Origin of the sequence: Fulvivirga marina, assembly GCF_016775155.1 — a bacterium.
Taxonomy (GTDB): Bacteria; Bacteroidota; Bacteroidia; order Cytophagales; family Cyclobacteriaceae; genus Fulvivirga; species Fulvivirga marina.
Genome location: NZ_JAEUGD010000066.1, coordinates 663,845 through 688,067, shown reverse-complemented (window position 1 = coordinate 688,067; position 24,223 = coordinate 663,845). Strand labels below are relative to the sequence as shown.

The window sequence follows — 24,223 nt, the reverse complement described above, 5'->3', positions numbered from 1 at the left end:
TGTTCATGGAATATTTACCAATACTTGTTCTCGTTAGTAGTTTTCTTGCTTTGCTAGCCATAGGCACTCCTGTGGCATGGAGTATAGCCATTTCAGCGCTGCTAACCATGCTGGTCAGTATTCCTGCTTTACCTGCGTTTACCACGGTTTCCCAGCGGATAGGCACTGGGTTAGATAGTTTTGCTTTACTGGCGATCCCGTTTTTTGTGCTTTCCGGAGAGCTAATGAATAAAGGAGGGATTGCCCACCGGCTTATAGCTTTTGCTAAAACACTGGTAGGCAGTTTGCCAGGAGGACTGGCATTGATCAATATTATATCCGCTATGTTAATGGGGGCCATAGCGGGTTCAGCTATGGCCTCCGCATCAGCTATGGGTAGCATTTTGGGCCCTGAAATGGAGAAAGAGGGTTACTCTAAAGAGTTTGGAGCAGCGGTAAATATTACTTCGGCCACTACAGGGTTGATCATTCCACCCAGCAATATCCTTATTGTTTACTCACTGGCCAGTGGTGGAGCATCTATAGCGGCCCTGTTTTTAGCTGGTTACATCCCTGGAATACTTACAGGCTTGTTCCTGATGATAGTCGCCCTGATATGGGCGAAGAAAAAGAATTACAATGTAGGAAAACGAAGCTCACTAAAAGAGGTATTCAAAACATTCGTAGACGCATTACCGAGCCTCTTTTTATTAATAATAGTAATCGGAGGTATTGTAGCTGGCATTTTTACAGCAACAGAGGCTTCTGCAATTGCAGTGCTCTATACCTTGATATTAGGCGCTATCTATAAGGAACTAACACTATCAGGTTTGCCAGATATTTTATTGAGTTCGGCAGCGACCACGGCGGTTGTCATGCTATTGATCGGAGCTTCTATGTGTATGTCGTGGGTTTTATCTTATGAAAATATACCGCAGGATATCAGTTCAGGACTTTTAAGTATCAGTGATAATAAAATAGTTATCCTTATCATCATTAACCTGTTACTGCTTTTTGTTGGGGTCTTTATGGATATGACACCGGCCGTATTGATTTTTACTCCAATATTTTTGCCCGTAGTGACCAAGCTTGGGCTTCACCCCGTACACTTTGGAATTATCATGATATTGAATTTATGCATCGGGCTATGCACCCCGCCAGTAGGTTCGGTACTTTTTGTAGGGGTTGGTATTGCAAAAACTACCATAGAGAAAGTCATCAAGCCTTTGATGCCTTTATTTCTGGCCATGATACTTGCATTGTTTCTGATCACATATTTTCCGCAACTAAGCCTTTGGCTTCCCGGATTATTTGATTTATAAAAAAACTTTTCAATTGATATGATATGAAGAAATTAACCAGAAAGGGACTAGGGATAACAGAAGAATTGTCTGTGAAAGTGCTTCAATTCGGGGAAGGTAATTTTCTGAGAGCATTTGTTGATTACGCTTTTCAGAAATTAAATGATGAAGCGGGATTTAATGCAGGGGTGGCTGTGGTACAACCACTTGATAAGGGACTGGTCAAGCTTTTGAGCGACCAGGATGGACTATATACGCTCTTTCTGAAGGGGTTTCAAAAAGGAAAAGAAGTGCAACAGCAGGAGTTGATCAGGAGTGTCGTTAAGGCTATTGATCCCTACCAAAGTTTTGAAGATTATATCAGTCTTGCTAGAGAAGAATCATTGGAGTTTGTGGTATCCAATACCACTGAAGCAGGCATCGCCTATTTGCCATCGGATACGCCGGATATGAATCCACCGGCCTCTTTTCCGGGAAAGTTGACGGTATTCCTTTATGAACGTTTTAAATATTTTCAAGGAGCAGAAGACAAAGGACTGAGCATTATCCCATGCGAACTGATCAATTACAACGCAGATACTTTAAAGAATATAATACTCCGTTATGTGACAGACTGGAACCTGGGAAGTGATTTTAAAACGTGGGTCATTGAACACAATAGTTTTCATAATACGTTGGTAGATAGAATTGTACCAGGATATCCAAAGGATGAAATCGAGTTATATAGCAGTCAGCTCGATTATGAAGATCAGTTGATCGTAACAGCGGAATCTTTCTTCCTATGGGTAATCGAAGGCGATGATAAGCTAAAACAAAAGCTACCCTTTGAGCAGACTAGTCTGGATGTGAAGATCGTAGATGATATGCAACCCTACCGAACCCGAAAGGTTCGTATTTTGAATGGAGCACATACCGCTATGGTGCCGCTTTCTATTCTCTATGGTAATATTTTGGTTAAAGAGACAGTTGAGAATGAGTTTACAGGTGAGTTTATAAGAGAAGCGGTTTTTGAGGAGGTATTGCCAACACTTGAAATGGATAGGTCGGAACTTGAAGATTTTTCCAATGAGGTTTTTGATCGTTTCCGTAACCCATTTATCAAGCATCAATTATCCAGTATTGCTCTCAACTCCATATCAAAGTTTAAAGTGAGGGTTTTACCCAGCATTTTAGAATACCAAAAGCTCAATAATAAATTACCTGTCCATCTGACTTTTTCTTTTGCTTGTCTGCTACGTTTCTATCAGGGGACATGGATGAGCAAAAAGCTTCCTGTACAGGATGATCAGGAGATACAGGACTTTTTTACAAAGGTATGGTTGACAGATAATATCGAGGAGGTGGTACATAACAGCCTTCGAAACGAAGCCTTATGGGGGCAGGATCTGTCTCAGGTTAATGGCTTGGAGAGCATGTTGACCATTGCATTAGAGGAGATCATATCAAATGGTATTGAAAAAGGTTTCTTCAATTATAAGAACAGTGTATATAAAGCTCAAGTGAATCATGCTTAAAAAATTAATCAAAGTTCACCCGTCGGATAATGTGGCAGTTGCTTTAACAAATCTTCAGCAAGGTGAGATCATAGAGGTAGATGGAGAAGAGATAACTATACAAAATGCTACACTGGCAAAGCATAAAGTAGCTTTATCTGCACTTAATCAAGGTGATAGCATAGTTATGTATGGAGTGCTGGTGGGGAAGTCAGGGGATGCCATTGGAAAGGGACAGGTGCTCACTACTGCCAATGTACAGCATGATGTGGCGAAGGTGACGCAGAAAACCGGAACTATCAATTGGACTCCGCCGCAGGTTGATCGCTTTAAAGGGAAGTCATTTATGGGATACCATAGGGCTGACGGTCAGGTAGGTACGCAGAATATATGGCTTTTCTTTCCGCTGGTTTTTTGTGAAAACAGAAATATTGAATTGCTAAAGGAAGTCTTTGAAAAAGAACTTTTAAATAAGAAAGAAGATAAATACAGATTATTATTACGCTCATTGATCCATAATGACGGAGAGCAAGATGAACTTGTAAAGGAACCTCAACAGGAAAGAGTATTTGACAACGTAGAGGTACGTTTCATTTCCCATCAGGGAGGCTGTGGAGGTATTCGTCAGGACTCAGAGTCTTTAGCCAGGTTATTGGCAGGGTATCTGAACAACCCCAATGTGGCAGGAGCAACGGTACTGAGTCTGGGGTGCCAGAACTTGCAGGTACAGGTGTTCAAAGATGCACTCGCTACTATTAACCCAGATTTTCAAAAAAGGCTACTGATCTATGAACAGCAGAAAATGGGCACGGTTGACGAAATGCTCAGCACCGTAATCAGGGAGTCGTATGAAGCCATAGCCGCTGCCAACGAAATCAAACGTGAGCCGGCTCCCTTATCGAAACTTTCTATTGGACTGGAATGTGGAGGTTCTGACGGGTTTTCGGGTATCTCGGCTAACCCAACGTTAGGGCACACTTCAGATCTTTTGGTAGCGTTGGGAGGTAAGGCAGTGCTATCTGAGTTTCCAGAGCTGTGTGGTGTGGAACAAGAGTTAACCAATAGATGCGTTAATGATGAAAAGGCTAATAAATTCCTGGCTCTAATGCAGGCTTTTGAAAAGTCGGCTATTAATGCCGGATCAGGCTTTGATATGAACCCTTCTCCTGGCAACATCAAAGATGGTTTGATCACTGATGCCATGAAATCTGCCGGTGCAGCCAAGAAAGGAGGGACCTCGCCTATAGTTGATGTGCTTGATTATGGTGAATATGTTTCAGAACCGGGGCTTACGTTACTCTGTACTCCTGGCAACGATGTAGAAAGTACTACAGCCATGGCCGGATCAGGAGTGAACATTATCCTGTTTACTACTGGGTTGGGTACACCTACGGGAAACCCGATTGTACCGGTGATCAAAGTTTCATCCAACAGGGAATTAGCAGAAAGAATGCCTGATATCATAGATGTTGATACGGGAGCCATCATCAGTGGTGAAAAAACGATCGAAGAAATGGCTGAGCAATTAATAGATCTTATCATTGATGTAGCCAGCGGTCGGATTAAAACCAAAGCAATGCAACTTGATCAGAATGACTTTATACCATGGAAAAGGGGGGTGTCCCTATAGAATGAGCTACTTAGCTTTTTTCTTTGCTACCGGCTTTACGGACGATTTGCGAGAGATCAGGTGTGGGGTTAGCTCTACTTTTTGTTCAATTTTAACTTTTCCGACACCCGAAACCTGATCAAGAAAAACTTTAGCTGCCATTCTTCCCATTTCATGTGGGGCCTGATCTACAGAAGAAATGGAAAGCTCCATAAGTTGTGTGAAAGGTTCATTACTAAAGCCTACAACACAAAAATCATCGGGAAGCTTTATCCCCAATTCCTGCAACCTCTGGATAGCTCCCAAGGCTACAAAGTCACTTGATGAAAAGATGGCATCGGGCTTCTTGTCAAGTTTCATTAGCGTATCTACAGCGCTTTTCCCTGCCTCGGTATCACTTTTTACGTGAAGCAAATACTTTTCGTCATATTTTAGCCCATGATCCAGTAAGGCTTGTTTATATCCTTCGGAACGATTCTTATATATTTCAAGTGACCAATCACCAGACAAGTGTGCAATCGTTTTACAACCCTGCTCTATAAGGTGTTTGGTAGCTACATATCCACCTTCAAAGTCGTCTATGGTTACACTGCTTACACCCTTGATGTTTTTTCGACGGTCAAAGAATACCAGAGGTATTTTTTTATTGAGGATATGCTCAAAATGAGTCGTTTCCTTGGAAGTTTTTGAAAGCGACATGAGTATTCCATCTACCTGGGCGTTTAGAAGAGTATTTACAGTTTCTATTTCCTTAGCCTCGGTTTCGTGAGTTTGGCAAATGATTACATTATAGCCTTCTGGGTGCAATGCTTCTTCAATACCCCTAATGATTGAAGCAAAAAAGCTAGTGTCTATGTAAGGTACAATTACACCGACCAGATTGCTTTTGCCACTTTTTAGGGCCAGAGCCAACTTGTTCTGTGTGTAACCCATACTTGCAGCAGTTTCCATAACTAGTTTGCGTGTAGTATCGCTAATTCGTGGATTGTTATTAAGTGCTCTTGAAACTGTTGCTGCAGTGATATTCAGTTTCTTGGCTATGTCGTAAATAGTTATCTTTTCACTCATCTGATTAAGTTAAGCTGGCTCAATTTAAGGAATTTACGGATAAACTTGTTGATTATGTGTGTGTTATCGATTACATAAACAATATATACGCATCTTTTATTCCTGTTATAATTGAATTATATATTTAATTAGTTTTATTAAGCAATCTTTTTTGATTGTTATTCGTCTATCTTTAGGAAGCTGTCTTTTTAATTTGCTTCATTTTATTAATAATTCCGACATGTTTTTTGAATTTTTTTAGCTTTTTGAATTATTTAGTGTAATCGTTTGCATAAATCAAATTGCCTTATTAATTTCAACCTGTTAACGAATATTTCTCAGTAGGGTGGCCTGTATTTAGTTTAGGGGAATTAATTGTACAGGTTATCAATCCGGGATTGAATGAAAGTCCATTTTTTGGGTTTGGACTTTTAGCTCTCAGGAAGTAAATAGTTAGAATAGGGGTATTTGGTTTGGTGGTCTGAAGGTATAATCAGGTCACCGAATAAATACCTGAGAAGATGCTGCAAGGTCATGGAGTAGAGGAAATAATATTTAAAGCCCCATTTTAACCGTGCAATACTGTGGAGTACCCCGCAATGTTACGGTAATATCAGAGTGAAAGGATATTTGTCAAAATCTAAGATAAATACGAAAACCGTAATACTAAAAACAGCTTAACCTATGAAAATCGACCTTTTAATGATTAAGCCCATGAGCTGGCTTATATCATTTATTATTTTTCTGACTTTATTCTCGGGAAGTCAGGTGTATGCTCAGAAAGGACTCACTGTCCAAGGTACTGTGGTTGACACCGAAACTCAAGCTCCGTTACCAGGGGTTAACATTGTAGAACTGTCCACTATCAGTGGTGAAGTTAACGGTACCATAACCGATTATGACGGAACTTATAAGCTTCGGCTTACTACCGATAATGCCGTTTTATTAATGACCTATATAGGTTTTGCGGATAAAGAGGTAGCCGTAAATGGAAGATCAACCATAGATGTATCTATGGATACTGACTCGGAAACGTTAGAAGAAGTGGTTGTGATAGGATATAGTGAACAAAAGAAATCTGACGTAACTGGCTCGGTAGGTAGCGTTGGTGCTGAGAGCATTACTGAGCGAAATTTTACTAATCCGGTGGAAGCTATTCAGGGTAATGTTGCTGGTGTACAGATCTCTTCATCTACCGGTCGCATTGGCGATGGTTTTGATATCACCATTAGAGGCAAGAACTCTATGAGTTCTAATGCAGACCCTTTATATGTAGTGGATGGCGTACCGACGGATGGAATAGACTTCCTTAATCCCCAGGACATTGCTAGAATTGATATCTTGAAAGATGCCTCTTCAACGGCAATTTATGGTTCCAGGGGCTCAAACGGAGTTATTATAGTCACAACCAAAAGTGGGGCCACCGCTAAGCCGGGTGTTAACTTTGTGTTTGATAGTTATGTAGGTATAAAGGATGTCGCCCGCTTGCCTGATATGATGAGCGGAGAGAAATGGTGGTACTATCACCAGTCTGCTTACTTGGCAACAGCAGGAAAAGACCCTGATACAGGTACTGTTACTGAACAGACATTATATGATGCGGTTATCGGTACGAATAACAGCTTATTGGAGAAAAGAGCCAATAATAATGAAGTATTTGATTGGTATGATGCCGTACTTAAAACCGGAATTCAACAGAATCACTACCTTTCAGCATCGGGTACTTCGGGTAATGGTATTTCGTACAATTTGGGGATTGGCTTTCAAAATGAAACTGGTAATATCGAAAACGAATCGCTGGATAAGTATACTTTCAAGTTTGGTCTTGTAAATAATATCAATGAAAAATTCTCAACAGGAGCCAATTTTACCATTGCTCTAACCGATCAGGATTTGGGAAGTGATCTGGCCATGAGGGAAGCATTCAGGTTAAATCCTTTTCTTTCACCTTATGGGTTAGATGGAGAGCTGTTCCCTTTGCCAGGAAAGCTTGTTGATGCTGATGGCAATTACCTGATCAATAAAACAAGTACTTATAACCCACTTCTGGAAATAGCAAACTCTGTAGACAATATCAGAAGATGGAATGGGGTGGGAAGCGTATTTGTACAGTACTACCCAATGGAGTGGCTTAGCTTCAAATCGACTCTTTCTGGTGGCGCTGACCTTTCCAGAAGAGGTAAGTCATGGGGAGCAGAAACCAATATGGGAGTAAATAGCCGTGACCTTGCTTCCGCTGAGATTTCTAAAACGGAAAACTTTAATTATACCTGGGACAATCAGTTTAATATCAACCGAGACTTTGGAGATGATCACAATGTCAGTTTGCTTGGCTTGCAAAGCATCTTCTATAGTACTACAGAGAATTCCTTTGCTAGTTCCAGATTTATGCCTTTCAATACAAGCTACTATAATTTAGGGTCTGGAGATCAGGGAACCTATGCTTTGGGTACAGGATTTTCCAAGCAAACTTTAAGCTCTTATGCTATTCGTCTGAATTATACATTCAAGGAAAAGTACTTGCTTACACTATCTAATCGATGGGATGGTTCTTCCCTGCTATCGGAGACTAACAGATGGGATAACTTCCCTTCGGGAGCTGTAGCCTGGCGAATTAGTGAAGAAGCTTTCATGGGTGCTCAGGAAATGGTGACAAACCTAAAATTACGTGTTAGTTATGGATTTACCGGAAATAATATCATAGCTCCATATTCAACACAAAATGGACTTGACCTCCAGACTTACTACGATTTTAACGGTACCAATGCCAATGGGTGGCTTCCCTCTGCACTGGCGAACAAAGCGCTTGGCTGGGAAAAGACTAAGGAGCTTAATGTGGGAGTGGATTTTGGTTTATTGCACAATAGAATAACTGGTAGTGTGGATATCTACGATCGTTTGTCTGACGAATTGTTATTGGAACAGCAGTTGCCCAGGGAATCAGGCTGGGAGACTATTAGAGCAAATGTTGGTTCTGTAAGCAACAAAGGCGTAGAAATAGTCCTGACCACGGCTAATGTAAGAACTCAAAAAGTTTCATGGGAGACTACTTTCACATTCACAAAAAACACCAATGAGATCAGATCGATCTATGGGCAAGATGAAGTAGATGATGTTGGTAACGGCCTGTTTATAGGTGAATCCATAGATGCTCATTACAATTATAAATTCATTGGTATATGGCAGGCCAACGAGGCTACTCAGGCTGCCGAATATGGCATGAAGGAGGGACAGGAGAAACTGCTGGATGTAGATGGAAATGGCGAGTATGATCCTGATGCAGACCGCATGATATTAGGATCATCAAACCCTGACTGGACGGGAAGCATATTCTCCAGACTTACAGTTGGAAACTTTGATCTTTCAGCTTCACTGATTACCAATCAAGGGGTATATGTGTATAGCCCTTTTCATGCAAACTTTACCAATACCCGAGACAGAGGACGACAAAAGCTTGATATCGATTGGTATATACCTGCCAATGATGCAGGCTTGCCGGCACAATACTCAAATAATTATCCGCAGCCCAGAAATGAAGGTTCATATTGGAGAAATGATGGTGTGGGCTATTATAGAGACGCATCTTTCGTGAAAGTCAAGAACATAGCTTTAGGTTACACCTTGTCGAATAAGCTAACCGATAAGCTTGGATTACAAAGTTGCAGAGTCTACACCAATGTGTTAAACCCTTTTGTATTCACTGATTATGATGGATATGATCCTGAATGGGCTGCGGCTGATTTTAATATCGGACGGGTAAGCTCTGTTACTTATCAGTTTGGAGTTAGTGTAAAATTTTAAAATGAAAGAGATGAAAAATATTATATCTATACTTGGACTCCTCACTATGATTTTAACTTCCTGTAGTGATTTTCTTGAGGAGGAAAATAAGTCAAGCGTAACTGCTGAGGATTTTTATATAACTGCTGAGGGCTTTGAGTCGCTTGTCAATGCCAACTATTCTCAGTTAAGAGAGATCTATGGGGGAGAAGCCTATATTTTTTGTTCCGGTACAGATCTTTATGCTGAAGGCAGAAACGCAGAACCTCCAGGCCTGAGCCAGTATACACAGCTAACAGCCTCTTCTGAAGGGATAGCAGAACTATATAACTCGTGTTATGAGGCTATACAGGTAGCCAATATGGCCTTACATTATGGAGAGTTGACGGAGAAGACGAGTACACTAGATCAGCGTTTAGCTGAGATCAGGTATCTCCGCGCCAATGCTTACTTTTTGCTGGTACAAACTTATGGAGGGGTAAGCCTTGTTACGGAATATATTTCTAACCCTAAACTAGCTTTTGATCGTAGTAGTGCCGAGGAGGTTTATGACTTTATTATTTCCGAATTGGAAGAAGCCTTAAAAGGGGTTGGAGCAGGTACATATGATGGAAGAGTGACTAAGCGTGCAGTAGAGCATTTGTTGGCAAAAGTACATCTTACAAGAGGTTATGAGCCTTTTGGAGCTTCTAATGACTTTTCTGCAGCAGCCACTTATGCTGATAACGCTATAGCAGGTCAGGGGCTTACCATTCCATTTTTAGAGTTATGGGTACCCGGTAATGAGATGAATAGTGAGGTTATATTTTCAGTTCAGTTTGATCAGGCGTCCATTAGTGCTGACCCTTACAACCTAGGCAATATGCAGGCCGGTTATTTTAGTTCTTATCAGGGAGGTTCAGAGTCTGCTGGAGATGCACCTTACAGGACCTATACTTTGTGTCCGACGCAATTTGCCATAAGCTTATTTGATGAGGGAGATGAGCGATGGGAAGGTACATTTATGACTACAGTTTATGAGAGATACTATGACTTTTATGATGTAGAAGATCATGGTTCTCTTACAGTCACTGAATACTATGGACCAAAGTGGGCCAGCACTCTGGAAGATCAGGCGGCGTATGAGGCTGCACACCCTGAAGCAACCTTCCATCCTTATGGCATATATGTACCTTCTGTAAGCAGAAACTTTGATTATGAAACAATTCCTGTGCGCAAATTTGATGACCCCAATGCTTTGTTTGGTGAAGGAAGGGTGAGTTCAAGAGATATTATTTTGTCGAGATTGGCAGATACTTATTTGATCGCTGCCGAAGCCTATCTGCAAAGTGGAGATCCTGCTACAGGCTTGTTGAGGTTAAATGAAGTGAGAAATAGAGCAGGGGTTGCAGAGGCTACACTGGCTGAATTTGATATCGATTACATCCTGGATGAAAGAGGGCGTGAGTTGCTAGGAGAGTATCATCGGTGGTTTGACCTTAAGCGTACAGGAAAACTGGTAGAAAGAGCGTCAGCACATCATTACCTGATAGAGGAAAGTAATTTTGTTGGAGCCAACGGAGAGATGAAGATCCTTAGGCCAATACCGCAGGAGGCACTTGATCTAAATCAAAACAGAGATTTTCCACAGAATCCAGCCTATCAATAAAACGCCTCATAATTGTTGATAAGGTTTCCGGGCAGGTGGCTCAAACTTATTGATCCATTTGTCCGGATCAACACTCAAATGAATGCCAGATGAATGAAGTAAGAATATTTTTGATATCGAGTCTTTGTTGCTTGTCGGCAGCCTCCAGATCAGAAATGATGTCAGGCGGTGAGTGCCATGAAGTAGCCGTATCAGATTACTACAAAGTGGTGGCTCGGGATGGTAGTGGTGATTACACCAGTATCCAGGAAGCTATAAACAGTTCGAAAGCATTCCCATACCAAAGGGTAATTATCAAAGTAAAAAATGGTGTCTATAGAGAAAAAGTAAAGGTATACGCCTGGAACCCAAATATATCACTAATTGGTGAAGACAAGGAGAAAACAATCATTACCTATGATGACCACTTTAAAAAAATTGACTTAGGAAGGAACAGTACCTTTCATACGGCAACATTATCGGTAGAAGGATGCAGCTTTTATGCATCCAATCTCACCATTAGAAATACAGCAGGTGATGTAGGGCAAGCTATAGCACTTTCTGTTAGCGCCAATAAAGTGATGATTGAGAATTGTAACATTGAAGGGAATCAGGATACGCTGTATACTTCGGGAGAAGGTTTCAGGCAGTACTACCATAAATGTTACATTGAGGGCACAACGGATTTTATTTTTGGTAATGCTACTGCATTATTCTCCAATTGCACCATCCATAGTAAAGCAGACTCTTATATCACTGCAGCTTCTACACCTCAGCATGAGCCCTTTGGGTATGCTTTTGCACACTGCACCCTTACCGCAGATGAGCATGTAAGCAAAGTTTATTTGGGCAGGCCCTGGAGGAAGTATGCCAAGACTGTTTTTGTAGAGACGGTAATCGGAGATCATGTGGTTGAGGAGGGATGGAGTATGTGGTCAGGAGAAGAGGACAATCATGCATTTTATGCAGAGTATAAATGTACTGGCCCAGGTTTTAAACCAGAGAGCAGGGTGGGCTGGTCCCACCAACTAGATTCGTTGGAGGTAGCAAAATATACCATTGAAAATATACTAGGAACCGGAGGTTCGGAATCAGAAGATCCGTGGTATTTGCCTCCAAAAACTATGTAAGCTGCCTGTACGGCTGTAGAATTATCAATTCACCAAAACCCCATATGTTATGAAAAAACGGACACCAATCACAAGCACCTTTACCACCATGCTCATGGATCAATGGTATAGGAACTAATTATTGAGTACTCCTTAATAGAAGTCAAGTTAATCCGAATACATCATTAAAATCCTATAGCAGGCTTGTAGATGTATCCGGTGATTATGCGTGCAATTTGAACTTTTCATTGAAAGCATCTTAAAACCGGAGGCACCGTGCCGGGAAATTACACGGAATTCTTTAAAACAAACCAAATGTCTATGTGACAATAAATAAACATTTCACCTAAACCTATATCCTATGAAAAAAACAACATTAATTGTAGCACTCTTATTCGCGCTCTCATGGACCAGTGTCATGGGGACCGATTATTATGTGGCCACCAATGGAAGCGATTCTAATTCTGGAACATCAGCTTCGAGTCCATTCAGAACCCTTCAAAGGGCCGTTGATGTAGTCTCTGCAGGAGATTACATATACTTGCGAGGAGGTGTGCATGTCATATCCTCAACTCCTTTAGTGATTACCAAAAACGGAAACTCCAGCGCAAGAATAAGAGTATTTGCCTATTCTGGTGAGAACCCTGTTCTACAGTTTAACAATGTAGTTAGTTCATCTAATCGTGGAATTGTCATGGATGGAGATTATTGGCATTGGAAAGGCGTAACCATAGAAAGGGCAGGGGACAATGGGATGTTATTATCTGGAAATAACAACATCATTGAAAACTGCATATTCAGAAGGAATAATGATACAGGGCTTCAGCTTAGCCGCTTCAATACAAGTGCCACTAGCATCAGTCAATGGCCTTCCAACAACCTGATCGTTGGCTGTGAAGCATATGATAACAAAGACCCTGGCAACGAGAATGCTGATGGTTTTGCTGCAAAACTTACTTGCGGAACCGGAAATATATTTCGTGATTGTGTATCTCACCATAATATTGACGACGGATGGGATTTGTATACCAAATCTGATACAGGGCCTATTGGTAAGATATTGTTTGAAAATTGTATCGCTCATAACAATGGAACACTTACGGATGGTACTACTTCAGGAGGTGGAGATAAGAATGGTTTCAAGCTGGGGTCTTCAGCTCACAATATAGATCACGAGTTGCGCAGGTGTATAGCTTATAGTAATGGTAAACATGGGTTTACCGACAATGGTAACTTAGGAAATATTAAATTTTACAACCTGACATCATATGACAATGATGGTTATAATTACCATACCAGGGACAATGCTTCACATACATTTAGAAACTGTATTACGCTAAATGGAGGACATACGGACAGAATTGTGGGGGATTCGCCCCTTACCTGCAACGCACTGGATGATACGGATACCAACTGGACGCTTTCGACGAGTCCATCTGATTTTCAGACGTTAACCCCCGCATCAAACTCAAACCCTACTTCAAATGGTTTTTTGAACCTGACTTCTTCAAGTGCTCTTATTGATAAGGGCTGCAGTGTATCAGGCGTTAGTTCCAACGGTTCTGCTCCGGATTTGGGAGCAATAGAATATGGAGGAACGACTCCACCATCAGGAAATACCTATACTTTAACCACCAGTGTATCTGGTTCCGGTACCGTTTCAGGGGCGGGGACTTACGATGAAGGCACTGTTGCTACTATTACTGCCACACCGGCTCAGGGCTGGTCGTTCAGTAACTGGACAGGTGATGTTGGTGGAAGCAACACAACTGTGTCCATTCTTATGAACTCGAATAAATCTGTTACTGCAGTATTTACAGAAAGTGCCCCCCCTCCATCAGGTGGAGGCGATCGTATAGAAGACACTGATTCGCGTTTGGTGTCGTATGAAGGATCAATAAAATCTTACAGTAGTGCTGATAATGGGCAGGCCATTAACTTGAGCAATTCCCCTGATAAGCGTATTGTGTGGAATTATACAGCCTCATCATCTTCGCAGTATGCTATTACCTTAAGGTATACCAGAAAAGCATCCATGAATACATCGGTGGATATGGATGTAAATGGTAGTCGTCAGACAGTGTCCTTACCTGAAACCGCAAGTAGTGGGTTTTCTACGGCTACTTTCACGGCTGGTTTACAGAGTGGAGGTAACACCATAACATTGATTACTAATGCGGACGGTGAGAGTGCTGATATCGATTGGATAGAGATAGGAGGAGGCGCAAATAACCCTCCGCAGAGTAATAATACTATAATCCTTCAGGAAAGTGAAATAGGTTTCTGCAATGTCGATGGTATGGTAGACAATGTGCATAGTGGATATACGGGGACAGGGTTTGCTGATACGGAAAATATTTTAGGTAATGGTGTTCACTATAAAGTAAATGCTTCTTCCGGGCAGGCAACCTTAGAGATCCGGTATGCAAATGGTTCTGGTTCTGATAGACCTGCCAACATCCTGGTTAATGGCAATATAGTCGTTTCCGGTTTAAGTATGCCACCTACAGGAGCTTGGGCAACTTGGGCAACTGTTTCGGCCAATATAAATCTGTCAAGTGGAACCAGTGACATCAGCATAATATCAACTACGGGTAGTGCTTTAGGCAATATTGATTACCTGCAAGTAACAGGTTCTTCTGTTTCAGCTGCATCATGCACGGGCTCTTCAGCGTCAGTTAATCTTACAACTTTGGCTGGAGATGGACAGGTTTCACTGAACTGGAGTTCCAATGGATTGGGTAGTGGATATGCTCAGCAGGTTTACCGTGATACGGACAGTGATCCATCTGGTCGCAGCCGAATAGCCATTGTAGGTTCGGGGATTAATAATTACACAGATGAAACTGTCAACAATGGTACGCAATATTACTATTGGATTAAGGGTAGAGATGAAAACGGTGATTTTGTAAATTCAAATGCATCGGGAGCAAGACCTGTAAGTTCAGGTTCAGGAATTAATAACGAAATGATGGGTTTTGCAACCGTACCTGGCGATGGTATGTCCACCACTACAGGTGGAGAAGGAGGTAATGTTATAACTATCAGTAATCTGGCTGAATTGGAAGCGTGGGCGGCATCTCGTGAGGATAACTACAATGCTGAGATCGTTTATATTAACGGTAGGATTACCTCATCATCTAGTACTTTAGTCACCATCAAAAGAGGAGCAAATATTTCCATTCTTGGATTGGGTAGCACCGCAGAGCTACAGAATGTTGGGCTCAATATCAGGGATTACAACAATGTAATCGTTCGTAATATTAAGATCAGGGAAGTGCTTTACCCTAACGATGCGCTTACCATTGATGGCTGCAGTCACGTTTGGGTTGATCACTGTGAATTCCATAGCAAAATTGGTAGTGGCATTGGCGTGGATACTTATGACGGTCTTTTGGATATCAAAAAAGGTTCAAGGTATGTGACTGTGTCATGGTGCTATTTGCATGACCATATGAAATGTTCCCTGATCGGGCATACCAATAATACAGGTCAGCAGGCTACGGATAGCCAGATGAGGATTACTTATCATCATAATTATTTCAAAGATACCGATGGTCGTAACCCTAGTATAAGGTATGGTGCTATTCATATGTTCAATAATTATTTTGATGGTATTGGTGATTATGGCATAGCCGCCCGAATAGGTGCACATGCATTAGTTGAAGGTTGCCACTACAATAATGTTAAGCTGCCAATGAGCACGGATAAATTTCCTGTGGATGGAATGCCCAACGGATATATCTGTGAGAGTAACAATTTGTTTACGGGCTCAACGGGTGATGTAGATATCTCTCAGACAGGTTGTAACTGGTGGAACTCATCAACATTGCCATACCAGTATTCGGTAGATGATGTCAATACAGTAGCTGCTAATGTTCCGGCCAATGTAGGGGTAGGGAAGATCTCTGTACTTTCTTCAACTGCTGCTGCACGCTTGACAGGTGATGAGCCTGTACCTGAGGTGGAAGCTCTGACGAGATTTGAGGCTTATCCAAATCCATTTAGCAAGTCAGTGTCCATATCATTTGGCATTGAGAGGGATCAAAACCTTTCATTCAAACTTTATGATATGAGAGGAAGAATGGTAGGGCAGTTTGGAGATGCACGCTACACCAAAGGAATGAACACTGTTACTTATGAAAACGATAAATTGAAAAATGGAGTGTATATATTAAGTATACAAAATGAGGAACGTAGTTTGAGAAAAATGCGATTGATCGTGCAGTAAACATTGTTTTGAGGATGATAGAGGCATGTCTCAGGGGCTTGCGTTAACCATTGTTATGGTCACCGACCAGGATAGCGAAGGAGCTTCTGAGACAGCTTCATTTAGTTTAGAAGAAATAATCATGATAAAATTATAAACACCTGATAGAGTATGCAGATAGGTCTAAGGAGTGATGGAAAAAAGTATTATTTACAGCTTATATTTTTGGTTTTTTGTGGGGGACTTATGGACAGGTGTGGCAGCAGACAGGAAAGCGATAACCGGCCTGAAACAAATCCATTTGCCGTAGCTGATGAAATTATTAGTAAGATCCAAATACCTCAGTTTAAAGACACCACATTTAATATTATGGACTACGGAGCGGTTGGAGATGGAACAAATGATAACTCCGAAGCATTCACTAAAGCCATTGAGAACTGTCACAAAATGGGTGGAGGAAAAGTGCTGGTACCTGAAGGAAAATTCCTAACGGGTCCGATTCACCTGAAAAGTAATGTCAACCTACACTTGGATAAAGGAGCTGCAATTCTTTTTAGCAGGGATAAAAGTGACTATTTACCTGTGGTGCATACCTCATATGAGGGGCAGGAACTCATGAATTATTCTCCGCTTATCTATGCGTACCAGCAAAAGAATATAGCCATTACCGGCCAGGGAACCTTTGATGGTCAGGCTGACAACACTAACTGGTGGTCATGGAGTGGTAAGGATGTGTATGGCTATAAAGAAGGAGCAGCCAGACAACAGGATGAACATAACCTGCCCAGGTTATGGAAAATGAGTGATGATAATGTGCCGGTGGTTGAAAGGATTTTTGGCGAGGGCTATCAACTGAGGCCGTCATTTTTTGAGCCTTTTGAATGTGAAAATATACTGGTGCGGGGAGTGACATTTACCAATGCACCTTTCTGGGTATTGCACCCTGTTAAATCCAATGATATTACCATTGATGGAGTTACTATAGTTAGCCACGGGCCAAATAACGATGGTTGTGATCCTGAATATTCCAGGAATGTACACATCATCAATTGCACCTTTGATACCGGAGATGACTGCATAGCTATAAAGTCAGGAAGAAACTGGGATGGCAGAAGAGTGGGAATACCAAGTGAAAATATTGTGATAGAAAACTGCAAAATGAAAGATGGACATGGAGGCGTGGTTATGGGCAGTGAGATGTCTGCCGGAATAAGAAAAGTTTATGTTAGAAATTGTGATATGAACAGCCCCAACCTTGACCGGGCATTCAGGATTAAAACCAATACTTTGAGGGGGGGCTTTGTCGAAAATGTATACTTCAAAAACATCCGGGTTGGGCAGGTGAAAGAAGCTGTATTAAAGATTAATACGCATTACGGTACATATGCTAATCAAGAGGGCGAATTTATGCCCACTGTCAAAAGCGTTCATCTGGAAGACATTGAGGTAGAATATGGAGGTAAATACGGTGTTTTAATTAACGGAAGGGAAGAAAGCCCGGTGAAAGATATTACGCTGACCAATGTGCATATCAAAAAGGTTGAAGAACCTGTTTATGTAGAAAATGCAGACCCTGTTCAGTTTAAAAATACTACAATAAATAGTGTTAAATATTAATACAATGACGATGAATAAACTTCTGATCGCTGCAACAGCAGCATGCTGTTTCTTATCCTGTAAATCGGATAAAGCCAAAAGTAATGTGGATGTTTCTGAAAATGAAACTGAGGTGCAGAAAATACTGGTTTCCAGGACGTATGCGGAACTCTCTGTAAAGGAAGGAGGAAATTGGAATGACGGCCGCTATGAGGGCGGACATTTTAAAAATATAACAGAATTTGAATGGCCAGGAGGATTACAAGATCATGCCTATTACCTCAGGTATGAAGGCCCGGGTTGGGAAAATAGCCAGGTAGGTTACAGGTTATACCTTGACTGGAGAAATGCTATTGACATCTTTGGAAAAAAGGTAGATACTGTAGTATTAAACCATGTAGGTCTGGATGGTTTTGATTCTTATCATGAAAATTCCGAGTGGGGGCAGGATATCCTTAAGGTTGGGAAGTCTTTAGGGATTGGTTCCTACGGAAGACTTTTGGGAGATTCTGTTGTTCATTTTCAGAAAGTTTTAAAAACAATGGCAAAAATAAATAATGCAGACAGCACTTCATCGATTGATATCAGTTATGCAGGCTGGCAGTCAGGTAGTGATACAGTTGATCTTGCTACGCAACTGACTATTTACCCGCAAGGTCGGTACACCAAGGTGTCTCTTGATGCATCCAAAGCTATTTCAGGAATATGTACAGGTATTGTGAAGTTTGATAGTATTCCGCTGATGAAAAAAGAAGGACAGGAGTGGGGCTATATTGCTACCTACGGTGCTCAAACTCTGGTTAATGAACAGGATCAGCTGGGTATGGCCATTTTTTATAAGAAATCGGAAACACAGGAAGTAAAGGAGGGTGATCATGACCACCTGGTTGTCTTTAATTCTACAGAAGAGCCTGTTACGTACTATTTTCTGGGGGCCTGGAGTCAGGAGAAAACTGGGATTAAGAATGAATTGGAATTTGTCAAGCACCTTGATGGCAGGCTTAGTCAGTTGGATAAAAACGATAAGCTTTAAATTAACGTAGGATTTTTTTGTATTCTGCTAATTGCATATATTGCCTTCTTCTACAGACGTCATAACTATACATTATCAATATTTACCAACCAACTTACCTTGAAAAACATGGAAAATTTATGCCGCTCTAGACTTGTAGCTATATCTATATTGGTATGCACATTAATAAGCACTAAAGGTTATAGCCAATGTACAGGAGGTTATTCATCTGGCGACCTAACCGTATCAAGTGCGTGTACCATTAGTGCTGATATCACTATTACAGGAAACTTATCATTGCTAAATTCCGCTTCTTTAGTAATTAGTCCGGGAGTGACAGTTACAGTGCTGGGAGATTTGCAAACAGGATATATGGCAGGTACCCTTAGTGTGTCAGGAGGAGGTGCACTCGATGTTGCAGGGAGATTTTATAATGATGTGAGGACCTCAACTTCTTTCACTTTTTCCAATGTTGCAGTAACGGTGGGAAATAACGGAGGTACCAGCACAAGTATTAATAACTATACATCTACATTAAGCCTGCTAAATGGAACTTCATTTACAGTGACCGGTGGAAACTTTGAAAATGATAACGGAACAAGCTTCAACATTGATAATTCGTCACTTGACATTTCTTCAGGTAACTTTATTAATGATTTTCAGGCTGAGACCATCATTCAAAATGGAGGAGTGCTAAATTTATCCAATGGCAATCTTGTAACAGAAGATCAATCACACCTTTTGGTTGATAACAGCACGGTTGCGGTATCCGGAGATCTTAACAATGACTTTCATGCCCAGTTAGATGTGCAAAATAACTCTACGTTCACTATTGGAGGTGATTTTAATAACGGGTATAGCACTGGGGGTGAAGTGACTACAGGATATGTAAACATTGATGGTTCAAATTTAAGTGTTGGGGGTAGTTTAAATAATGATTACGGAAGTGATATTAACATTGATGGGGGAGGAACACTCGCCATAACCAATGATCTGACCAATGATCAGGCTGCCACTATAGATATACCTGATGGTTCACTCATTGTCGGAGGTACTATTACGGATGATTTTGGAGGTATAGGAGCTCCATGTTCTAATGGTTGCTGTGGTAATGGGTGTGTCTTGCCAGTTACCTTGGTCACATTTGATTATGACGTGGTGGATGATCATGTAGTATTGAGTTGGATGACTGCTTCAGAAGTTAATAACGATTACTTTACAATAGAAAAGTCCTATGATGGTGAACTTTTCGAATATGCCGGTCGAGTTTCCGGATCAGGGACCACGGATTTTCCCAAGAAATATTACTGGGAGGATGTGAGGCCTTTAAATAGTACTACATATTTTAGGCTTAAGCAGACCGATTTGGATGGTACAATTGAATATAAAGGCATGGTAACAGTAGGTTATCACAGTCAGGGAAATTATTTAACAGTGTCCCCTAATCCTGTTAGTTCCGGGTGCTCGTTCAAAGTTCTTGGTGAGAACTTGAACAGTAAAGTTTGGAAAATACAAGCCATCAATGGATTGGTTGTAGCTCAAGGCTCCTTTGAGGAGCAGGTACCGGACATAAGTACTGTAGGGATGGAAAGAGGTGTGTATATGTTAAATATCAGCTCCAATACTTACCAGAAAACAATTAAGATAGTTATTGAATAATTAGCATAAAGGGCCGTCTTTTTTAATTAAAAGATCGGCCCTTAGTTTTGGGTTAGTGGCCCTTCTCTTCGTTTTGAATACCAGTTTTATACACTATGCATTAGGGTTTTAAAAACTGGATTGGAATAGTCACTTTAGTCTGGTCCCACATCATCAGAAGGTTAGCAGTATCATTTTTTTGTTCAAAGGTAATAGTGAATGGCTCCCATACCGTGCCTTGTATTTTTTGAGTTGGCACGTCAAATCTGATAACATCAGCATCCTTGTTATAATTATAAGAGCCCCACTGGCCTAGTTCTTCATTGACGATGATAGTCCATTGATTTTGCTGAGGGATAGAGAAAATCGAATAGGTGCCCGCATTCAGTGTATCTCCATTTATAAGGATATCACCGGTAAGTGTTATCTCAGTCGCTTCATTGGCACCGGTTCTCCATACATGTCCGTAAGGAACCAATCCCCCAAAAATGGCTCTTCCTCTTTTATGAGGTTGGCAATAGGTCAGTTTAACGTATGTCTCATCATACTTCATTGTAATGATTGCAGCGGGGCTGGGGCGGGGTGTTATGGCCTCTTGAGCAAAAACATTTAACCGAATAGCTAAAAATAAGATAAATGAAAAAGTAAGGTATCGGAATTTGGAATTCATAACTTTGTGTTGATTTTAATCTGCGTCTAATATACGCAACTTCTTAACAAATATTGTACCGCATAAGTAAACGACAATCTTAGATGGAACGCCCGGAATTTGATGATATTTTTATGGAACTGGCTGTTAATCTGGCCAAGAGATCTCATTGTATAAAACGACATGTAGGGGCCGTTTTAGCTAAGGATACCCGTATCATATCGATTGGTTATAATGGGCCTCCGGCAGGTACTCACAATTGCGATGAACAATGGCCCCATCAGGGTTGTCCCAGAGATTCAAAGGGAGGCTGTTCACTGGCTATACATGCGGAGCAAAATGCATTGCTTTATGCCGTTAAAAATAAGACAGAAGTTAAGGGAGCTACACTTTATGTTACACTTGCTCCTTGTTTGGCATGCGCCCGTATCATATTTACCATGGGGGTGAGCAAGGTTATCTACCTCAACTCATATGCGGAATATAAAGGAATTGCCAGTGATGAGGGAGTGGATTTCCTTCAGAAGTTTGGTGTTGAAGTGGAGCGATACCATGGCAATATTTCGCATGCCACCGCTCTGACCTAATCAGAACTGATAAAAATGTGGGTTATATAATGTTAACCTCGGCATGGAGTTTAATGCCAAATTTTTTAATAACGGAGTCTCTAATTTCTTCAGCCAGACTCCTCAGGTCATCTCCTTTACCACCTCCATAATTAACCAGTACCAGAGCCTGTTTCTTATGCACACCGATTGCTCCCCGTGTTACACCTTTCCAGCCACATTGCTCAATTAACCAGCCTGCAGGTACCTTAACTTTATTGTCGGGTAAGGCATATCCGGGTATTCCCGGGTATGCAGTTTTTAATTCTTCATACTGGACTTGGTCTATGCTGGGGTTTTTGAAAAAGCTACCTGCATTGCCAATTTGAGTAGGGTCGGGAAGTTTACTTTGTCTGATTTTGATTACAGCATCACTAATATTTTGAATAGTAGGATATTGCACCTCCATTTCTTCCAGCGTTTCAGATATAGCACCATAAGAAGTATTTAACTGATGATCTTTCTTTGTCAGTTTTAGCGTTACATGCGTTATAATATATTGGCCTTTTACAATATTCTTAAAGATGCTTTCCCTGTATCCGAAACGGCAGGCTTCTTTATTAAATTTTTCAATCTTCCCGCTATTGATATTTACAGCCTGCAGATGTTCAAAAACTTCTTTGATCTCAACACCATAAGCCCCGATATTTTGCATCGGAGCTGCTCCCACAGTTCCCGGAATAAGAGAAAGGTTTTCAACTCCACCCCAGTTGTTACTCAATGCATATAGCACAAAGTTATGCCAGTTTTCCCCGGCACCAACCTTTACCAGTACAAAGTCATCTGTCTCCTGAATTACCTCCTTGCCTTTGATGCTATTTTTAATAACAAGGCCATCAAAGTTTTTGGATAACAGTACATTACTGCCACCGCCAAGAATAAACAATTTGTTGTTGTGGGCAATTTCCAACTGCAGTACTTCCTGTAGTGTTTCGACTGACTCTACTTCAACAAATACCTCTGCTTTGGCTTCTAGTCCGAAAGTATTCAAGGGTTTAAGGGATACGTTTTTTTGGATGTGCATACTTTGCGAAGTAAAGAAATCTCAGTTAAAGTAGGTATGAAAAGTATATTTAAAATGTAGTTAAGACCCATAAATTACTCTTTTGAGGGAAGGTGAAAGGTTTTGATATTTAATATTTGGCAGACTATTAGATAACTTTTAAGTATATTAAACATCAAAATTGATATCATGTTAAAGCTTATAACCTCATTGGTGTTGTTGTTTATGGTCCGACCTGTAGCATCTCAACTGTACTTGCAAAAGGAGCCTTTTGCTCATACCTATTCTATTGTAGCCCGTGATCCTGATACAGGTGAAATGGCTGTTGGAGTTCAAAGCCACTGGTTCTCAGTAGGTACAGCGGTAAGTTGGGGGGAAGCTGGCATAGGCGTTATAGCCACGCAGTCCTTTACAAATAAATCTTTTGGACCAAGAGGCCTCGAACTATTGAAGAAAGGAAAGACCGCGGAGCAGGTACTTAAAATTTTACTAAAATCTGATGAGGGGCGTGAAGTGCGGCAGGTTGCTATCATGGATGCCAATGGTAACGTAGCAACACATACCGGAGATAATTGTATTAAGTATGCCGGACATCAGCAGGGAGATAACTACTCTGTACAGGCCAATATGATGTTGAACAAAGATGTATGGCCAGCTATGGCTGCAGCATTTGAAAAGAGTAGAAAACTACCTCTGGCCGAACGTGTATTGATAGCCCTTGAAGCGGGAGAGGAGGCAGGCGGGGACATCCGTGGACGACAGTCAGCTGCACTGATAGTAGTAAAAGGTAAACCAGAGGAAAATTCTTGGGATGATCCCATGATTGATCTGAGAGTGGATGATAGCGCTGAACCGCTGGTTGAATTGAAAAGACTGCTCAAGATCTACAGGGCATATGAGCATATGAATAAAGGGGATCTGGCTGTAGAGGTAGGCGATATGTCTCTGGCTTTGCAGGAATATGGTAAGGCTGAATCCATGTTTCCTGAAAACCTCGAAATGCAGTACTGGAAGGCAGTAGCCCTTGCCAACAATGATAAACTAGAAGAAGCATTATCTATATTTAAGCGAATATTCAGGGAGGATGAGAACTGGAGGGAACTAACAGCACGCCTGCCGGATGCAGGGCTTCTGGATTTGAAAAAACGTGAGCTTAAGAAAATACTTAAGCAACAATAAGTAAGGGTTTCCTCTTGCTTTATTTAACATTATCCAAGGGAGTATTCACATTTTAACCATAATAAGGAATACTTCCATATATACTTTCTGTGCCCAGAGGGAGCTATAATAGTAGTTTTGACAGTTCTTGAAGTTGTATTGTCGTTAACTTTGCATGTCAGTACTTTTTTTGAATTATTATCCATTAAAAACCTCAAGCGTTTGGTGGTGGATTTTTGTTTTAAATTCCTTGTCACTAAATACCACTCCTGAGATAAGTATTATGTAAAAGTAAGTATCTCATTTACAGGTTTTTATTTTAAATATGTTTCAGCCCTTAAACATAAAGCTTTCCGAAGAGTTTAAAGAGTAATAGGATTTGATATAAGCTGTGAACTAAGGTAGTG

15 protein-coding genes are annotated in these 24,223 nt (G+C 41.0%); 12 read left to right on the top strand and 3 right to left on the bottom strand.

From position 1 onward, the window contains the following. Positions 1–5: 5 nt before the first annotated feature. Genes JMN32_RS23355 through JMN32_RS23345 form a run of 3 tightly spaced genes read left to right on the top strand, consistent with a single transcriptional unit; the run spans position 6 to position 4,403 of the window. The gene (locus tag JMN32_RS23355) at positions 6–1,301 is read left to right on the top strand and encodes a TRAP transporter large permease (RefSeq protein WP_202858802.1); all 1,296 of its coding nucleotides are present in this window, start codon (positions 6–8) and stop codon (positions 1,299–1,301) included. 23 nt (positions 1,302–1,324) lie between these two features. Then, complete coding sequence (locus JMN32_RS23350) at positions 1,325–2,794, top strand: tagaturonate reductase (protein WP_202858801.1); 1,470 nt, start codon at positions 1,325–1,327, stop codon at positions 2,792–2,794. Next, complete coding sequence (locus JMN32_RS23345) at positions 2,787–4,403, top strand: UxaA family hydrolase (protein ID WP_202858800.1); 1,617 nt, start codon at positions 2,787–2,789, stop codon at positions 4,401–4,403. Before JMN32_RS23350 ends, JMN32_RS23345 begins: the two co-directional genes overlap by 8 nt. Before the next feature lie 6 nt (positions 4,404–4,409). Here JMN32_RS23345 and JMN32_RS23340 read toward each other — a convergent pair whose 3' ends face one another. Further along, positions 4,410–5,450, bottom strand: a complete 1,041-nt coding sequence (locus tag JMN32_RS23340) for a LacI family DNA-binding transcriptional regulator (RefSeq protein ID WP_202858799.1) — start codon at positions 5,448–5,450, stop codon at positions 4,410–4,412. A 663-nt stretch (positions 5,451–6,113) separates the two neighbouring features. Here JMN32_RS23340 and JMN32_RS23335 point away from each other — a divergent pair. The 7 genes from JMN32_RS23335 to JMN32_RS23305 all read left to right on the top strand — a co-directional run bounded on the left by JMN32_RS23335 (position 6,114) and on the right by JMN32_RS23305 (position 20,422). After that, positions 6,114–9,230 carry a SusC/RagA family TonB-linked outer membrane protein gene (locus JMN32_RS23335; RefSeq protein WP_202858798.1) on the top strand — a complete coding sequence of 1,039 codons (3,117 nt, stop codon included), beginning with the start codon at positions 6,114–6,116 and terminating at the stop codon, positions 9,228–9,230. A 10-nt stretch (positions 9,231–9,240) separates the two neighbouring features. Next, complete coding sequence (locus JMN32_RS23330; protein WP_202858797.1) at positions 9,241–10,857, top strand: RagB/SusD family nutrient uptake outer membrane protein; 1,617 nt, start codon at positions 9,241–9,243, stop codon at positions 10,855–10,857. Between the two features lie 89 nt (positions 10,858–10,946). After that, a complete protein-coding gene (locus JMN32_RS23325; RefSeq protein ID WP_238354597.1) occupies positions 10,947–11,966 on the top strand; it encodes a pectinesterase family protein in 1,020 nt (339 codons plus the stop codon). Positions 11,967–12,306: 340 nt separating this feature from the next. Then, a complete protein-coding gene (locus tag JMN32_RS23320) occupies positions 12,307–16,176 on the top strand; it encodes a pectate lyase family protein (RefSeq protein WP_202858796.1) in 3,870 nt (1,289 codons plus the stop codon). Positions 16,177–16,326: 150 nt separating this feature from the next. Further along, on the top strand, positions 16,327–17,772 hold the full coding sequence (locus JMN32_RS23315; protein WP_202858795.1) for a glycoside hydrolase family 28 protein: 1,446 nt from the start codon (positions 16,327–16,329) through the stop codon (positions 17,770–17,772). A 4-nt stretch (positions 17,773–17,776) separates the two neighbouring features. Next, positions 17,777–18,784, top strand: coding sequence for a DUF4861 family protein (locus tag JMN32_RS23310; RefSeq protein WP_238354596.1), 1,008 nt, complete (start codon positions 17,777–17,779; stop codon positions 18,782–18,784). 108 nt (positions 18,785–18,892) lie between these two features. Beyond that, the gene (locus tag JMN32_RS23305) at positions 18,893–20,422 is read left to right on the top strand and encodes a T9SS type A sorting domain-containing protein (RefSeq protein WP_202858793.1); all 1,530 of its coding nucleotides are present in this window, start codon (positions 18,893–18,895) and stop codon (positions 20,420–20,422) included. Positions 20,423–20,522: 100 nt separating this feature from the next. Here JMN32_RS23305 and JMN32_RS23300 read toward each other — a convergent pair whose 3' ends face one another. Continuing rightward, complete coding sequence (locus JMN32_RS23300; RefSeq protein ID WP_202858792.1) at positions 20,523–21,071, bottom strand: DUF2911 domain-containing protein; 549 nt, start codon at positions 21,069–21,071, stop codon at positions 20,523–20,525. Positions 21,072–21,154: 83 nt separating this feature from the next. Here JMN32_RS23300 and JMN32_RS23295 point away from each other — a divergent pair, with 83 nt between their 5' ends. Further along, positions 21,155–21,637 (top strand): deoxycytidylate deaminase, encoded by a 483-nt coding sequence (locus JMN32_RS23295; RefSeq protein WP_202858791.1) that lies wholly within the window; start codon positions 21,155–21,157, stop codon positions 21,635–21,637. A gap of 22 nt (positions 21,638–21,659) precedes the next feature. Here the strand turns inward: JMN32_RS23295 and murB are convergent, their stop codons facing one another. Then, entirely contained in the window at positions 21,660–22,679 is a 1,020-nt protein-coding gene (gene murB, locus JMN32_RS23290; RefSeq protein WP_202858790.1) for a UDP-N-acetylmuramate dehydrogenase, read from the bottom strand. Positions 22,680–22,847: 168 nt separating this feature from the next. Here murB and JMN32_RS23285 point away from each other — a divergent pair, with 168 nt between their 5' ends. Next, on the top strand, positions 22,848–23,837 hold the full coding sequence (locus JMN32_RS23285; RefSeq protein WP_202858789.1) for a DUF1028 domain-containing protein: 990 nt from the start codon (positions 22,848–22,850) through the stop codon (positions 23,835–23,837). Positions 23,838–24,223 lie beyond the last annotated feature (386 nt).

Excerpts from the sequence above, each read along its gene's own strand:
- JMN32_RS23355 (WP_202858802.1), top strand. The coding sequence starts at position 6 with ATGGAATATTTACCAATACTTGTTCTCGTTAGTAGTTTTCTTGCTTTG.
- JMN32_RS23350 (WP_202858801.1), top strand. The coding sequence starts at position 1,325 with ATGAAGAAATTAACCAGAAAGGGACTAGGGATAACAGAAGAATTGTCT.
- JMN32_RS23345 (WP_202858800.1), top strand. The coding sequence starts at position 2,787 with ATGCTTAAAAAATTAATCAAAGTTCACCCGTCGGATAATGTGGCAGTT.
- JMN32_RS23340 (WP_202858799.1), bottom strand. The coding sequence starts at position 5,450 with ATGAGTGAAAAGATAACTATTTACGACATAGCCAAGAAACTGAATATC.
- JMN32_RS23335 (WP_202858798.1), top strand. The coding sequence starts at position 6,114 with ATGAAAATCGACCTTTTAATGATTAAGCCCATGAGCTGGCTTATATCA.
- JMN32_RS23330 (WP_202858797.1), top strand. The coding sequence starts at position 9,241 with ATGAAAAATATTATATCTATACTTGGACTCCTCACTATGATTTTAACT.
- JMN32_RS23325 (WP_238354597.1), top strand. The coding sequence starts at position 10,947 with ATGAATGAAGTAAGAATATTTTTGATATCGAGTCTTTGTTGCTTGTCG.
- JMN32_RS23320 (WP_202858796.1), top strand. The coding sequence starts at position 12,307 with ATGAAAAAAACAACATTAATTGTAGCACTCTTATTCGCGCTCTCATGG.
- JMN32_RS23315 (WP_202858795.1), top strand. The coding sequence starts at position 16,327 with ATGCAGATAGGTCTAAGGAGTGATGGAAAAAAGTATTATTTACAGCTT.
- JMN32_RS23310 (WP_238354596.1), top strand. The coding sequence starts at position 17,777 with ATGACGATGAATAAACTTCTGATCGCTGCAACAGCAGCATGCTGTTTC.
- JMN32_RS23305 (WP_202858793.1), top strand. The coding sequence starts at position 18,893 with ATGGAAAATTTATGCCGCTCTAGACTTGTAGCTATATCTATATTGGTA.
- JMN32_RS23300 (WP_202858792.1), bottom strand. The coding sequence starts at position 21,071 with ATGAATTCCAAATTCCGATACCTTACTTTTTCATTTATCTTATTTTTA.
- JMN32_RS23295 (WP_202858791.1), top strand. The coding sequence starts at position 21,155 with ATGGAACGCCCGGAATTTGATGATATTTTTATGGAACTGGCTGTTAAT.
- murB (WP_202858790.1), bottom strand. The coding sequence starts at position 22,679 with ATGCACATCCAAAAAAACGTATCCCTTAAACCCTTGAATACTTTCGGA.
- JMN32_RS23285 (WP_202858789.1), top strand. The coding sequence starts at position 22,848 with ATGTTAAAGCTTATAACCTCATTGGTGTTGTTGTTTATGGTCCGACCT.